Consider the following 15687-nt stretch of genomic DNA (forward strand, 5'->3'; position numbering starts at 1 on the left):
GTGTCTATGGTATGGAAAACATGAACTAACTTGATATTCCTCAACATGAAGCCTAAGAACGCAGCCGACGAGCGATCGGTTCCAAATTAGGATCAGTGCGAGCCTCTTTCCCATATCGGGGATTTAAGTTAATAGCCTGTTCCAGATGTTCAGTCGCCAAATCAACCTGACTATTTATGGCATAAGCCATAGCCAAATTATAGCAAGCATCAGCATAATCTGGTTGCACCTCTAAGGCCCGTTTAAAGCTATCCATCGCGATCGCATCTTGCTCCAATTTTAGCAAAGTATAACCCCGATAATTCCAGGCTTTGGCCAAACTCGGATCACAGTGGGTCGCCACATCAAAAGACTTAACCGCCTCCTCATAACGTTCTAACACATCCAAAGCCATACCCCGATTTAACCAAGCCACCCCATCATCTTGATGCACCTTCACCGCTCGGTCGAAAGACTCAAACGCTTCCTCATGGCGCTGTAACTTTCCAAGAGCCACGCCACGATCGACCCAAGCCTGATGGTAATCCGGCTTCAATTCTAAAGCTCGTTCATAGCAAGCGATCGCCTCCTCTAACCGTCTCAAACGGCTTAAAGTCATACCCTGATTTAACCAAGCTCGATAATCATCAGGTTTCCGCGTCACCACCTGATTAAACATTTCTAAAGCCGCCTCAAACTGACCCTTAGCAAAATAGGAATTACCCTGATGCACATAATCTTCCGCAGTCATAAACATTTCAGGATTTGCCGCCTTAATCTTAGCTAGATCCTCATTAACCGTTGCTAACTTATGCAAAATTTCTGACAAAGCAGACTCAGCGATAAAAGTCGGCGAAATCTCAGCCAAATCCTGCAAAATGCGCTGTTTCTCAGTAGTCGCAGACTCTTGCAGCATCACCAATTTCGCCAAGATTTCATCCTTTTGATTCTGTGCTTCCGAATAAACCGTTCCCAACTGTTTAATAATCCGCTGTTTCTCTCCTTCCGCATCAGACTGCATCACCTCTAACTGTTCAGATAATGTACTTTCAAACTTATCTAATTTCTGGAAAGTACCATCTTTGCGATCGCGAATTTCCGTTTTTAAACCATTCAACTGATTTCCCACATCAGTTTGCAACATTTCCAGCTCTTGTAAAACCCGCTGTTTCTGACCTTGGATACCCGTTTGCGCCTCCGTAACCTGAGCGACAAACTCACTTTCCAATTGTTTAAGAGACTGAAACTTATCCCGAATCCGATCTTGAATTTTCAACTGAGCATCAGCAATTTGAGTCGCCAGAGTCTCCCCTAACCTCTCCAAATCTGATAAAGCAACTTCCACCTTCTTCTGAGCTTCCAATTCCGCTTGCTCACGAATATTTGACAATTGAGGCGAAAACTCCGCCGCCATTTGGCTGATATTTTCCAACACTAAATCTCGTTGTTTTCTCACTTCCTGTTGCCACTGTGCCAGTTGAGTAGAAAACTCCCTTTCTGCACCCTTTAACAGAGACAATACCGCTTGTTTTTGTTCATTAACATCATCTGGCACCGTCGAAATATCCCGCGTTGATACTTCCCCAAGCTGTTTCAAATTATCAACAATTAACTTTTGTTCCTGTTTGGTCTGATCTTGCAATTGTGCTAATTCTGTAGAAAATTGACCAGCCGACTCTTGCAACTGCTCCCACAATACCTCTCGCCGATTTCCCAAATCATTATGAACCTGAGAAAATTCATTTTCCAGAGTATCCACCAACCTCTGTAAATCCTGTTGAGCCAACTCTCCCCGTTCATCCACCTGTTGTTTCAGTTCTCCCATACGAGCTGTTAATTCCCGTTGTAAATGTTCTCGGGTTTCCCGTAGTTCCTGAATCTGCTCTTCAAACTTTAATAGCGCCTGTTCCCGGGACTGAACGAACTCCGATTGCATAGCGTTCATTTCTTCTCGCCGAGTTCCCAGATCTTGCTCAAAACCCTCAGCTTGCTGATTCAATTTACCAGCCAACACCTGGGTACTTTTCATCAAAGTTTGTACCTGTTCATTCCCGCTGGTGATTTTATTTTCCAAGTCCCCCAGTTCGTTTAGATGGGTTTCCACAATTCCAGTAACTTCATGAATTACCGATCGCCGTAAAATCCACAAAGCAGCGATCGCCGCCGCCAACAGCAAAGCCAACAACAACAGCAGCAAATTAAACAAAGCCATTGTCCGGCTAAAAATTTGGTTCGCTTCCGCCTGTACCGCCTCCTGTAGTCGCAGTTCATTCTGTAATCGTTCCACCTCCGCCGGACTGACCTCGACGGGGTTAGACTGACTACGGGCTACATCAACCGACAGCACAAAGGCTGAGATCATAATACTACTTACGGACATTAATGCTAAAACGGCTGGATTCTGGCGCTGCATTACAATTCCTTCCTTAAAATCAGAGTCAGTCGAGAACAGCCGGAACTGCCCTGCTTGTATCTTAAATTATCATTCTACTCTATCGCGATTTTGCCACAGCCTGCCTCATTCTGCCAGAGATGGCTTGGGAAAATACCAGCCACATGGTATAGTGGCGATCGCGCGGTCAATTTTTGCACCACCATGACACCATTATCCCCAATCCCATTGCACCAGCAGTCTCTGTCCCTTGACCATCAGACCCTCACTCAGGTTTTGGTTCAGACTCCAAACCTCTTGATTATTCAGGATTTGGATGGGGTTTGTATGGGATTGGTCAAAGATCCCCTTCAGCGCCAGATTAGTTTAGATTATGTGCGCGCCGCTTCCCTTTTAGATGGTCATTTTTACGTTTTGACCAATGGAGAACACATCGGCACTCGTGGCGTAAATGGTATCATTGAACGAGCCATCGGTGATCCCAACTTAGTAGCCACACAAGGGCTTTATCTTCCCGGTTTAGCTGGGGGCGGCGTGCAATGGCAAAATCGCCAAGGACAAGTATATCATCCTGGGGTTACTGATGCTGAGTTGGAATTTTTGGCGATCGTTCCCCGTGCTCTTCGCGCCCGACTACAAAGATTTTGTCAGACACATCAGGATATTTTGTCCCCTAAAGATATAGAAAAGTGTATTGATGCTTCCGTTTTGGATAATCAAGCATCACCAACCGCTAACTTAAACTCATTTTACGATCGCCTCCATAATCACCATCAAGTCTATGCCGACTTACAACAGGACATTCATCAGTTAATGATGGATTTACTAGAAAAAGCCAGGGCGCAAGGCTTAGAAGACTCATTTTTTGTTCACTATGCCCCCAATTTAGGCCGAGATGCACAGGGTACAGAAATTCTACGTCCCGCGCGGTTAGGAGACTCTGGTACTACCGATTTTCAGTTTATGATTAGGGGTGCAATTAAGGAAGCCGGGGTCTTAGCGTTGTTGAATCGTTACTATTTTCAACGCACCGGAAGTTATCCCCTCGGCGCAGATTTTCATGTCCGCCAGTGTCCACAGGCGATCGCTGATTTATTAGAGTTAGTCAAAGCTAATTTTGACCCCCAACAAATGCCTTTAATCGTCGGCGTAGGTGATACCGTAAATAGCCAATTTCAACAAGTAGATGGTAAATTAGAAATCCGGCGTGGTGGTAGCGATCGCAACTTTTTATTATTAATTCAGGAAATCGGCAAAGCATTCCATACCGGAAATATTATTATCTATGTAGATAGTTCCCAGGGAGAAGTAAAAAATCGCCAGCCTCTTACATTAGGAACCAATGAGGATGGAATACTAGAAGTAGTTGCTGGACCCGGCGACCCCCTAGACACAGAAGATCCCCTCACCCTCAATGTCGCATTTCCTCAAGGACATCTCCAATATATTGACTTTTTCCAAAAAGTCGCCCAAGGTAGATCCAATTAATAGATCAGCCGCATCAACCGTTAACCTGTCCCGTTTCCACATCAAAACAGCTTATAATTCTCCCCAATAATCATCGCCAACCCGGGGGAACGCTCATTGGCTTTCACCTATCCTAACTTGGGAAGTTGACTCCTTAATTCATTGACTGGGAAGCCTTGAGGATAAGTCGCTGATTGCTTTCCGTTTTGAGACTTGAACCTGGGATGGCGTGCTATTCCAGAAAAAAGTTACTGAAGGCCTTATCTAAATGCTTCAAAGACTCTTGTTGGTGTAGCCTTCCCAGGGAAAGGACTGGACTGGCTACCTCAGTCAACCAGGGGAGTTCTTTCTGTGAAGTGGGCAGTTGGTTAGCGGATGATTTGGTATAAGATAGTCCTGAAACCTTGCCTTGTCTACCGAACCCTTACATTAGGGCTGACCAAGTTAACGGATATGTATAGCAGCACGTAGTCAAGTCTTCACAAAAGACTAGACTCTGAGACCAAAACATACTACAATCCACATCGGTTCACGAGGATTGACTCAAACCAGAAAACTGGTTATAACTTCCAGTAAAATTTGGTGTTTGAGAAAAAAAATATGGCAAACTGCTAGGGGGTCATCTTAGCAACCGCTTTCTCGTATTCCAATCAACCGAGTTAGGCAGTGCTGTTGGTGCATAGTCTAAACTACAGCCTCTGGCAGGTTGTATCCTATCAACATAGCCAAGATAGCCTTGAACAAAGAATTAATTAAATTGGGGACGTAAACACCAGTGGGCTTTTTTAATCGCTTTTCCTTATCACGGGACATGGGCATAGACCTAGGAACCGCCAACACCCTCATTTATGTATCAGGAAAGGGAATAGTTCTGCAAAAACCATCCGTAGTTGCCATTAACCAAGACGACAAAACACCATTAGCAGTAGGAGAATCGGCCAAAAAAATGTTAGGTCGCACCCCTAAAAACGTCCGTGTTGTGCGTCCTCTGCGTAATGGGGTGGTTGCAGATGTAGAAGCAGCAGAACAGATGCTGAGACTATTTATCCGGGAAGTTAATGACGGAAAAAAACCTCTTTTTGCTCCTCGGATTATAATTGGCGTTCCCAGTGGTGTGACTGGGTTAGAACGACGGGCCGTAATTGAAGCCGCAACCCAAGCCGGAGCCGGAGATGTCAAACTGCTGGATCAATCGATCGCTGCAGCTATTGGCGCTGGTCTTCCCGTGGTAGACCCCACAGGAAATATGATTGTTGATATTGGTGGCGGAACCACAGAAGTAGCTGTACTCAGCTTAGAAGGAAACGTCCTGAGTGAGTCCCTCAGAGTCGCCGGGGATGACCTAAACGAGGCGATCATCCAATATATGAAAAAAGTCCATAATTTAGTAATCGGGGATCAAACCGCCGAAGAGATTAAAATAAATCTAGGTTCAGCTTATCCTATTGATGGCGAAGAACAATCTATTATGGAAGTTAGGGGGATTCATTTGCTCTCAGGATTACCTAGGACTGTGACCATTAAAGCCGCAGAAATCCGCGAGAGTATGCTAGAACCACTATCAGACATTATTACAGCCATTAAACGCACCCTAGAGCGAACCCCCCCAGAACTAGCGGCCGATATTATAGATCGAGGAATTATGTTAACCGGGGGAGGAGCTTTGATGAGAGGCTTAGATGCTCTGATTAGTCACGAAACTGGTATTGTCACCCATGTGGCTACAGATCCCCTTTCCTGTGTAGTATTGGGAACTGGACGGGTACTAGAGAATATGGAACAGTTTGAACGGGTATTTACACGGCAACTGCAAAATCCGTAGCTGTTTTGTTGAATGATTTTTGTAGGCTGCTGCGGAGCCAGAATTTAATCCAAGATTTGCTTAAAATCTTAGGACAATAAGGTACAATACCCAAAAAGATTCGCAACTCAATAATGAATATACGGTCAAACCCCAGACCATGCCAAATTTCCCTGACGACATACTCATAAAGTCGGATTCATGGTACAATCAAATCATGCCTTACAAAGCTTTCCGAACCAAACTAAAACTCAATGACCGTCAAGCCACCTTGATGGCCAAACACGCGGGGTATGCTCGATTTGTGTTCAATTGGGGATTACACTTATGGATGTCAGCTTATGAAGAGGGACTCAAGCCTAACGTCAACTCCATCAAAAAGGTTTTTACTCATTATGTAAAACCTCAATATCCTTGGATGTCTGAATTGTCTTCTAAAGTTGATCAATATGCCTTCATTAATCTAGGGGATGCCTTTAAGCGCTTCTTCAAGGGAATAAGCAGTTATCCTAAATTTAAGAAGAAAGGCCACCATGATAGTTTTACGCTTGACAATTCTGGAAAGCCATTCAATCTGTCAGGAACTCGCCATAAGCTGCCTTTTGTGGGCTGGGTTTCTACATTTGAGGCTCTACCCGAAAGTTGGGTTAAGAAAGTCACCCTAACGCGCCAAGCAGGGGACTGGTATATGAGCTTTTTTGTAGAAATCACGCCAGAAATTACACCGAAATATCGAGAGAGAATCGGGGTAGACCTAGGAATTAACAATTGGGCGACTTGCTCCGATGGGACCCAATTCTCTAATCCCAAGGCTTATAAAGCAGCCACCAAAAAACTAGCCAGATTACAACGTCATTTAAGTCGCAAAGTCAAAGGCTCGAAAAATTGGGCCAAATGTCTCTTAAAAGTTCAAAAGCTACATCAAAGAGTAGCAAACATTCGGCGGGACACCATTCATAAAATCACTACTTTTTTGGCTAAGAACCACAGCCAAGTAGTCATTGAAGATTTGAATGTGTCAGGTATGCTGAAAAATCATGGTTTGGCGGGTTCTATCGCTGATGCTTCATTTTATGAGTTCCGTCGGCAACTAGGTGACAAGGCAGAACATTATGGTTCAAAGTTGATTATTGCCGATAGATTTTATCCATCCAGTCAACTGTGTTCTAATTGCGGTTATCGTCAAAAAATGCCCCTAGTCCGTCGGACTTTTGAATGTCCAAACTGTGGCTTGAAGATTGATAGAGATTTGAACGCCAGTATAAATTTAGAAAAATCGCTTTCTTTCCGACGATTACACTTGTGGACGGGGTGCTGCCGACAGTCCCGGACGAAGCAAGAAATAAACATCAATATCCGGCTATATCCGGTTTTGTTTAAGTTTTATAGAGCAGCAGCAGGAATAGATGGGTACACGCACCTGGTGGAATCGATACGGTTCACAATTAGCACTGCTGAGTTTAGCAGTTTTCACAGCATTATGGGTAAGACAAACCCAAGGTGCAGCACTGTTTGAGGTCTATTATTGGATAACTCGCCCGTTTCAACTTCAATCTGAACAAAGATTGGAACAACAACAACAAGCTGAGTCCCTTAATCCTATTATCCAAGGACTTGAAGCTAGAGTTGAAGAATTGGAACAGCAAAACAAAAGGTTAGGAGAACTGGTGGACTATGTTTCTACTAGACCTAATTTTAAAGGTGTGGTGGCTCCGGTGATTGCTCGTAGTCCTGACCATTGGTGGCAACAGATAACTTTGGGGCGGGGAAGTCAAGCGGGTATTAAAGAAAATGCCTTAGTTATGGGACCAGGTGGTTTAGTGGGACGCATTATTAGTGTCACCCCCAACACCAGTAAAGTTCTGCTGGTGACTGACCCTACCAGTCGTATTGGTGTGGCGGTGGCCCGCAGTCGCCAGATGGGTTATTTGCAGGGTCTCAATAACAATCAGGGAGTTCTGGCGTTTTTTAATACTGTTCCTGATGTTCAACCGGGAGATGTGGTGACAACTTCGGTATTTAGCCAAATCTTACCACCGGGTTGGCCAGTGGGTAAGGTGGTATCTGTCGATATTAATAAAGCCACAGGACCAGAGGCGGCGATCGCATTTTTTGCTCCCCTTGATTCCTTAGAGTGGGTGGTGGTTTACCAAAATGAGCAACAGTCTTCAGCCTTGAATAACCCATCACCCCCAGAGTAGGGGCGAGTTCAGATGATTGGTAAACCCCCCCATACAAATGATTTGGATAATCCAATTTTTAAGATTTAAATGTATATCACAACTGGCCAATTACTCAATGCTCTGATTAATGTGGGTTCTGCGATCGCCTGTATTTTATTGATGCTGGTTGAAGTCCCTGGTGTTGATATGTTTGGTATTGGTCCTAATTGGCCGGTCATCTGGTTAGTAGCTTGGAGTCTCAGGCGATCGCTTCCACAAGCTATTATTGCTGGTTTAGTTATGGGTTTCCTAAGTGATAGCATCAGCGCCCCACAGCCAAGCCATGCGGTTCCATTAGTCATTGCTGCTGTCATCACCTTCGTACTTTCTAAATTGGTGCTCAAGAATATCCAAGAAGATTTTATCTCCGTGGCTATGATTGTATTTGGCATGGCGATCATTGTCGAGATGATCAGAGCCTTACAATTTAGCCAATGGGGCTTAGGAACCATTACAAATGATTTGGCAGACATTTGGAGCGATCGCCAAAAAATTGCCATCAGTTCAGCCATACTCAGTAGTTTATTGGCTCCTGTAGTCTACTTTCCCCTCAGTCGTTGGTGGAAATTCCACCAAAAATATCATCAAATCCCATCTCTGAGAAACCGTTAAAGCTAATCCCCAATGCAGCAAGTCCTAATTGCCCAACTCAAACCAAACCCCTCTCGATCGCAATAAAAGCTATTTGGAGCATGATTTAATCTCAAATTAGGTTAATATTTTAGGGCAATAGGGTCTAATAAGCGAGAAGAGTTGAGGATAAACCTATTGCCAGATATGTCAAACCCAAGGAAGCCGCCCAAATCCTTGGAGTCCATGAAAGAACACTCCGCAGATGGGACGACAATGGCTCAATCGAGACCATCAGAACCCCCGCTGGGCAACGACGATACAACGTTGAGTCATATACTGCCAAATCAGGCAGTGACAAACGCAAAGTCGTTATCTATGCCAGAGTTAGTAGCCGCGCCCAGCAGTCAGACCTCAACCGACAGGTAGCCGCACTGTCCAACCTCTACCCCGAAGCAGAAGTCGTCTCAGAAATCCGAGGCGGGCTCAACTTCAAGGGAAAGAAAATGCTGGCCTTACTGGGACATCAATTGTCAGGAGATGTCCGCATGGTTGTCGTTGCCCACCCAGACTGATTGGCAATATGGGGATTTGACTTGTTTCGATGGCTCTGTGAGCAAAACAGTTGCTCACTCATGGTTCTCAACGAGACAAGTCTCAGTCCAGAACCAGAAATGGTTGAGGACATCCTCGCCCTCCTCCACTGCTTTAGCTCCAGATTATACGGACGGAGTAAATACAAAACTCAGGTCAAAGAAGATCCGGATTTACCCCAGCCCCGAGCTAAATCAAGTCTGGCGTAAATGGCTGGCCGCTTGTCGGTATTGCTACAACCAAGCAATTGCATTATCCCGGAGTGGTAAACAACTAAGCAAACTGAAATTACGCAACGAAGTGATGCAGAGCGACTTGCCTGCATGGGTCAAAGAAACACCCGGCCATATTCGGCAGAATGCTATCTTTGATGCCTATCTCGCCTTTTCAGCCAGTCCTGGCGCAAGGTTTAGGAGCTGTCGGGCTAGTTCTCAAGCCATCAAGTTTAACGATGCTAATTTCTCTTCAGGGAGTTGGTATCCAAGACTAACGAAAGGATTAATTTTCATGGTTTCCGAACCCATCCCTAAAGCTTGCGGGCAAGGGACTCAGTTGGTGTTTACCAAAGGTCGATGGTTGGCGATTTTCCCTGAACCAGTTGCCGTTACCCCAACTGACGCTACTGGCGTGATTGCATTAGACCCGGGCGTCCGAACTTTTATGACCGGGTTTGATGGTTCACGATTTCTGGAATTGGGCTCCGGGGATATTGGACGCATTACTAGGCTATGTCAACATTTGGATGATTTGATGAGCCGAATCGCCAAGGAACCCTGTCGTTCAAGAAGGCGACGGATGAGGCAAGCGGCTCAACGAATGAGAACCAAAATCCGCAATCTAGTTGATGAAGCCCACAAACAAATTGCTCACTACTTGACTCACAACTACAGCCTAATTTTTTTGCCGACCTTCGAGACTTCCGATATGGTTGTCAAGGTGAAGCGTCTAATCAGGTCTAAGACTGCCCGCGCCATGCTGACATGGGCGCATTATCGATTCAAACTAACCCTGAGACATCAAGCCGAGATAACTGGAACTACAGTTGTAGATGTGACGGAAGAATACACCAGCAAAACCTGTACTCACTGTGGTCATGTGCATTCCCAGCTAGGTGGCTCAAAAGTGTTCCGATGTCCTGAGTGTGGGTTCACTCTACCCAGGGACTGGAACGGTGCTTTTGGAATCTTTCTAAAAGCTTTGCGGGATACCGCCTCTGTTACCTTAACCGGTAATAGTGCTATCGTCGCATTGTCCGGGAACAACCGGAAAAATGTCGCGTAAATGTATCAGACAAGTTAGTTGGGCTGATCGCCGTAGGGGTCGATTCAGCAGTCGCATTTGTGGTGCGTCAGGTCAGATTTTTCTGGTATTAATTATTAGAAATTTTTCTGACGCACCCTACCATGAGGTCAAAGAGAAACAATCAGATAGCCATTTTGAAATTTAGCCCCAGTTACAGGTTGACCAGTCAGGGAAGGAGGTAGCAAAATATTACGGCGTTGATCTCCAGCCTCAATAGTCAGTTCAGGACCATATTGGGTGAGTTTGATCTGTTTTTTATCAAATCCTGGTAAAAATAGGGTGACATGACGGCGCGCGACATCAATAGAGATGGAACGCGGGGCGCTGGTGGCTTGGCTAAAGTCCGGTAGGGCTTTGATTAAAGTTTCCCAGTTGGAAGCAGCTTCTGGAATGGCTGTAACCGTCAGGGGGGCGAAGCTGTCAGCCAAATAGCTGGTTTGTTGGCTCTGGTTGAGGAGAATACCACCCACAGTTAAGCCTACCTGTTGAGCGCTTCCCCATAGGTAACTAGCCGTAGCCCGCGCCACTTCATCTTCCGTAGTCACCAGATAAGCACTAACTCGGTTAGGGTCTGATACTGCGGATTTTCCCTGTTCCAGAACATTGCTCATTTCTTTAGTAGGTCCGGCGAAGGTATCCCCAGAGATATCCACACTTAACACCGTACTAGCAATGGGTTGCACAAATGGAGATAGTGCTTTTCCTAAGTCCGAGTCCAGAAATACCTGCCGAAATCTTCGGATGTACCAACTGAGAATTTCTGGCATTCCCAGCATCCTTAATGTTTCCTGGCTGTTATTGCCATCATAGACGATCGCATCATAATCGCCACTATGATCATATTCTCTCAGGGCATTGAGGGCTAGGGCGCTATCCATTCCTGGTAATACCCCCAATTCCTGACCGTAGACGTTTTTAAAAAAGGGAGTGCGTAGGTATTGCGCCTCTAGTGTCTTGAGTTGTTCCCAACTGCTTTCCAGTAAAGCAGCGCACTGGAATTGTACTGCTTTTAGGTTAGTTTCTACAGGGGTGGGTGTCGTAGTCAAAGGAGTTCCCAGTAGCAGGGATGGTCCTGGCCCGCTGTCGGAGGTGGCCAGTAAAACCCTTTTACCTTGGGCGGCGAGTCCTTTAGCGGTGGCGATCGCCATTGTAGTTCTACCTGTACCACCCTTACCCAAAAATGTCAGAATCACAGCCATCAATGATTTCCTATATGGTTGGCGATCGCGCAGTCTAGGTAAAACCCCCCCATGAGAGGCGATATATGCTACCTAAGCCTTACGCGATCGCTCATGGATTAGTTATTTATCCTATCCCAGGAACCGCACCTGAGCCGCTGATCGCGGATAATGGATTGTCATTAAGCATTTTCTAGCTCATCTTCAAAAAACCAAGTCGATAGACTATTTTCAAATTGGACGACAAAACCAATACCACTGCCATCGACCATTTTAAAGCCTTTGACAGTTCCAAATGGATTTTGCTTGAGTTGAGTAACGATATTTCCCGGTATGCGATCTCTAATGCGCCGGACTTTGACTCGTTGACCGATTTCGATTGCCACTTCCAGTGTTCTCCTTGGGTATTGAACCAATCCACAGTTTATCAGTTATCCGGTCCGCCTTTTTAGCAGTTGTGTTGAATAACCAAAGTGTTTAAGCTATTTGTTGGTTAATTGCAATGGACGAAAATCATGGATATTGTCGAATTTTTTGAGTTGAGTGCGGGAAAGTGGTTTTCTCAGCGGACTGTACACAATTTGACTTCCGGTAGCCTGGAGGCGGGTAAATCTAATTTGGTCATGGAAGCCCTTTCCCCTGATGATGCTATTGTTATAGACATCTGCTCCCATCATGGCGTTGACACGGCATTGGTAGCTAAGGGTTTAAAGTTGACTTGGGAAGGGACTATAGAATCAAATCCTGATCAGCAACGAGGTTCGGCGGTTTTGGTTCCCCTAGTCGTCAGCGACAGTCCCCTACAAGGAAAACTTTTGCAGCAGGGGGGCGATCGCCAGACTCAATTAATGGGTCGTTATCTCATGGGTAAGGATGATGTTTTGACTTTATGGCTTGAGTCTGATCAGTTTAAAGCTGAGGAGAGGATCTGGTATTTGATTCCTAATCTACGCCTGCGAACCAGTATTGTTCATTATAGTAATGGATTGGCTTTGGCTTCTTTTTGCTCGGAAATTCGCATGGGTTTAAAGTAAAAAAACATAACCCCTTTAATATTCCCTGGGTAATCAGCCCCTACATCATAATTGACAATTGACAATTGATAATTGATAATTACCCCAGCTAAATGGCTCCCCGTCGTAGAGACAAGCTACCACTTGTCTCTGCTTTGAAATACAGCCCTTTCAGTCATCATGGCTTACTTGTCTAAGTGCCTCTCCCCCCGGGGAGAGGGCTTTAGGGTCAGGGTAATTTTTGAAGCGACTTCCGAACAAACTGTATCTATTATTCATCAGTTTGACTATTTTCGATAATAGCTTGCAATTTGGCACAAAAGTCTGAATAGTGGAGCGTCAGAGTCGGGGTGATCTCACTCACTGGGAGAGATTCAATAACTGGTTTTTCCGGAGCTGGTATTTCGTTTACAGGTGGATTTTCCTTCCCTTTGATTTCTTGTATGGAATTTTCAACAATTTTATAATCCTTAAAAGCATGGGGTAATTTATTGCAAATTAAGCGCTCAAACTCTGAATTAAAGTGATATATTGGCTGATTGCGGCGTTTCCATAGCTCTAGTATTTGCTGGACTGAAATAGATTTATAACGCCCCAAATAGAGAGCTTCGATGACAGCAAGATGCAGCCAATTCACATCATATATTTCCGACCAATTTATAATAATTTGACTTGAGGTTTTTCCCTCTAGATCAAAACTGTAATGATTAAGCAGGACTTCGGCTTGTTCTGCGGGTGATAGGCTCATACGGCTAATCATCAAAAGGGGGTGAATCCCCAGTCCAGTTAAAATCACTAATCCTAAGACTGAAACTTCCCAGTCTTTGGACAGGATTAATTCTGAGGATGACACCATGGGTGCGCCGACTGTATTCTAAGGTAAATTCATAATTTAAGGCTAAACCGCTATCTAAATTAATGGCTGATTCTACACCACCCCTTAACCCTCCATAAATTTGCTGAACTAATCCCAAAGTGAGGATTCTTTGATCTACCATGCGATCGAATAAAAAGGGAGATGCACCATCGATCGCCACTTGAGTATAGAATACACTGAAACCCGTATAGTCCAGATAGCTGCGGGAAAAATGCCCTAGCTGTCCTTGAATACCCACACTACTACTAAGATAGAATTGGGATTCATCCTCAGAATACAGACTAGCCACTCCTCTAGCAATTCCCACCAGACGCACAAAGGGGATGACAGGTCTGGGAGTGTATCTGAGTCCCTCGGAAGCCGTAGCAGGGAGAGCCGAACCATTCCACAGGGGAATTGGATAGATCAGAGTACCAACAGTTTGAAAGCGTTGGCGACTGATGCGATCGTTTTCGCGTTCCGCCTCCAGAAGGTCAAAGCGATCGGTATTCGCTTCTATGGCTTGGTAGCCGGTTTGAAAATTAACATATCCTCCTGATGGTCCGATCAAGATATTAGGTACTGTCAGAACCGCGCCAAAACTACGGTGTACCGTTTGTGACCCCAGAGTTCCGTTAAATATCCGTTCCCGATAGCTATATTCCCCGGTGAGCGTGTAATCTTCTAATGATTGGCGAACCCTTAATCTCCCCCTGTAGGCGTTTTCCCCTAGGTTGGGGAAGTCTTCAAAGTTACTAATTTTGAACTGTCCCTCTATTGAAGTAGTGGGGGTAATGCGACCAGATAAGCGGGTGTTCAAGCCATAAAATCGAGGGTCAAGTGGCGATAAACTTTCCGAAATAGCCCGCTGTAGTAACACCTGGGGAGCTACTTTTAATTCTAACGGTCCTACTTCAATGGGGGTTAGGTTCCACTGGACGAAATAACCATCGAGGTCTCTCAGGTCATAGCCAAATTCTAGGGGACTCGGTTCCCTTTGGCGACGGTCAATAATAGTGCGATCGCGAAATAGCGGTATCGAGAAACGTTGGTCGAACACTAGACGCGATCGACTTGTCAGCAGTTCATCTTGTAGGGGAGAGATCCGCCTTAATTGAGCATTATCCGCCCTAAGTTCCAATTCCGGGGGCGAAAAAGGGTCATTAGTAATGCGGATATTAGTAGCCTCCCATTCTCCGTTAGGTTGAATATCGATGCGTTCGGCTTCAAACCTTAAACGATTTACAGTCCCCCCAACTTGTGGGAAAGCAGCACCAGTTACCTGGATTTGAGTCTCTCCGGTGGTGGTAACTTCCGTCACTGGTTGCGCTTCCGTCAGGGTATCTGACAGAGACCCGGAAAAAATGGGCGCAGGGGTCAGGTTGGTTGGTTGTTCTATGTCAAAGTCAGAGGCGGTCGATTGGGTGACAACTACTCCTCTCGCTTCGTAGATGACTCCGGTACTACGCACAAAGTTATATTCCATCTGGCTCCCCTGAACCAGTTGTTCCCCCCTTTGTAGGGCGACATTTCCCCTGGCGGCGGTTTGACGGGTGCTAAGGTTGACTTGGGCTTGGTCTGCTTCGATCAGGGTTTCTCTAAATCTGATTCTGACATTCCCTCTAGCCGTGATGATTTGTCGCTGTTGGTCAAATTCCTGTTCGGCGGCTGTGACTTCTACTAAGTCTGTGGGGGGAATTACTGGTATCTCAATCTCCTCTGACGGGGTAGGTTCTGTTTGGGCTAGGTATAGGGGACGATGGGGATCGAAATGTGTAAATTTTTGGCTGCTATTAATCCCGTAACTCGATGAGGAGGCGATCGCATTTTGGGGAAATTCTAATTCCCTTTGTCCAGTGTTCGGAATTAGATACAATCCCGTGTTCCCGTAAATATCTGACCAGTTACGGGTAATGGGCTCACCCAAAAGGGCTGCTGATGATTCGCGCTTTATTTCCGAGCTTGGGCTTGATGGTAGAACGTAGGATGATGGTAGAACGTAGGAGATCGTTTGATTATGCTGTATATATCCTTTTGAACCAGACTCCGGTTGATTCCAGCTCTGATATGAGGGCGGTTGATTGGGGCTTGGGTTAACAAGGGTTTCGATAATCGCTGGTGGTTCAGGAGGCGGGACCGGATAGGGCATAGTTTACTGACAAACTCGGTTCTAACATATTCGCATCATATCAAGTCCGCTTCACGCAGTATATCTACTTATCCTCGCCGGATCTCTTCCGTCACCCCAAACGGCGGGTTTATCAATCTTCTCGCCCCCAGATAGTCGCCGCCGTGGAACCCACAGAGCCGAGA

The 15687-nt window shown here is 45.5% G+C and carries 11 protein-coding genes and 2 pseudogenes; 8 read left to right on the forward strand and 5 right to left on the reverse strand.

The window, feature by feature from the left end; translation table 11 throughout:
* Window positions 1-52: 52 nt before the first annotated feature.
* Window positions 53-2392 carry a tetratricopeptide repeat protein gene (locus XZ46_RS00355; protein WP_008051716.1) on the reverse strand — a complete coding sequence of 780 codons (2340 nt, stop codon included), beginning with the start codon at window positions 2390-2392 and terminating at the stop codon, window positions 53-55.
* 183 nt (window positions 2393-2575) lie between these two features.
* Here XZ46_RS00355 and stpA point away from each other — a divergent pair, with 183 nt between their 5' ends.
* The 7 genes and pseudogenes from stpA (at window position 2576) to XZ46_RS00385 (ending at window position 10306) form a co-directional block, all read left to right on the forward strand.
* Entirely contained in the window at window positions 2576-3859 is a 1284-nt protein-coding gene (gene stpA, locus XZ46_RS00360) for a glucosylglycerol 3-phosphatase (protein WP_008051718.1), read from the forward strand.
* A 790-nt stretch (window positions 3860-4649) separates the two neighbouring features.
* Window positions 4650-5660, forward strand: a complete 1011-nt coding sequence (locus tag XZ46_RS00365; protein WP_006622219.1) for a rod shape-determining protein — start codon at window positions 4650-4652, stop codon at window positions 5658-5660.
* Window positions 5661-5856: 196 nt separating this feature from the next.
* Window positions 5857-6985, forward strand: a pseudogene (locus XZ46_RS00370) (RNA-guided endonuclease InsQ/TnpB family protein).
* A gap of 60 nt (window positions 6986-7045) precedes the next feature.
* Complete coding sequence (gene mreC, locus XZ46_RS00375; protein ID WP_008051723.1) at window positions 7046-7840, forward strand: rod shape-determining protein MreC; 795 nt, start codon at window positions 7046-7048, stop codon at window positions 7838-7840.
* 69 nt (window positions 7841-7909) lie between these two features.
* Entirely contained in the window at window positions 7910-8473 is a 564-nt protein-coding gene (gene mreD / locus XZ46_RS00380) for a rod shape-determining protein MreD (protein WP_006622216.1), read from the forward strand.
* Window positions 8474-8628: 155 nt separating this feature from the next.
* A pseudogene (locus XZ46_RS27755) lies at window positions 8629-9234 on the forward strand (IS607 family transposase).
* Complete coding sequence (locus tag XZ46_RS00385) at window positions 9197-10306, forward strand: RNA-guided endonuclease InsQ/TnpB family protein (protein ID WP_230428132.1); 1110 nt, start codon at window positions 9197-9199, stop codon at window positions 10304-10306. Before XZ46_RS27755 ends, XZ46_RS00385 begins: the two are co-directional and overlap by 38 nt.
* 128 nt (window positions 10307-10434) lie before the next feature.
* On the opposite strand, the gene XZ46_RS00390 is transcribed toward XZ46_RS00385, so the two are convergent.
* Both XZ46_RS00390 and petP read right to left on the reverse strand, forming a co-directional pair.
* Complete coding sequence (locus XZ46_RS00390) at window positions 10435-11526, reverse strand: Get3/ArsA fold putative tail anchor-mediating ATPase NosAFP (RefSeq protein ID WP_006622214.1); 1092 nt, start codon at window positions 11524-11526, stop codon at window positions 10435-10437.
* Between the two features lie 161 nt (window positions 11527-11687).
* The gene (gene petP, locus XZ46_RS00395; RefSeq protein WP_006622213.1) at window positions 11688-11891 is read right to left on the reverse strand and encodes a cytochrome b6f subunit PetP; all 204 of its coding nucleotides are present in this window, start codon (window positions 11889-11891) and stop codon (window positions 11688-11690) included.
* Between the two features lie 129 nt (window positions 11892-12020).
* Between petP and XZ46_RS00400 the strand changes: the two genes are divergently transcribed.
* The gene (locus XZ46_RS00400) at window positions 12021-12539 is read left to right on the forward strand and encodes a phycobiliprotein lyase (RefSeq protein WP_006622212.1); all 519 of its coding nucleotides are present in this window, start codon (window positions 12021-12023) and stop codon (window positions 12537-12539) included.
* 250 nt (window positions 12540-12789) lie between these two features.
* Here XZ46_RS00400 and XZ46_RS00405 read toward each other — a convergent pair whose 3' ends face one another.
* Both XZ46_RS00405 and XZ46_RS00410 read right to left on the reverse strand, forming a co-directional pair.
* Window positions 12790-13278, reverse strand: coding sequence for a hypothetical protein (locus tag XZ46_RS00405; protein WP_006668598.1), 489 nt, complete (start codon window positions 13276-13278; stop codon window positions 12790-12792).
* Window positions 13271-15301 (reverse strand): DUF3769 domain-containing protein, encoded by a 2031-nt coding sequence (locus XZ46_RS00410; protein ID WP_228116440.1) that lies wholly within the window; start codon window positions 15299-15301, stop codon window positions 13271-13273. Before XZ46_RS00410 ends, XZ46_RS00405 begins: the two co-directional genes overlap by 8 nt.
* Between the last annotated feature and the right edge of the window lie 386 nt (window positions 15302-15687).

Origin of the sequence: Limnospira indica PCC 8005 (assembly GCF_000973065.1) — a bacterium.
GTDB lineage: Bacteria > Cyanobacteriota > Cyanobacteriia > Cyanobacteriales > Microcoleaceae > Limnospira > Limnospira fusiformis.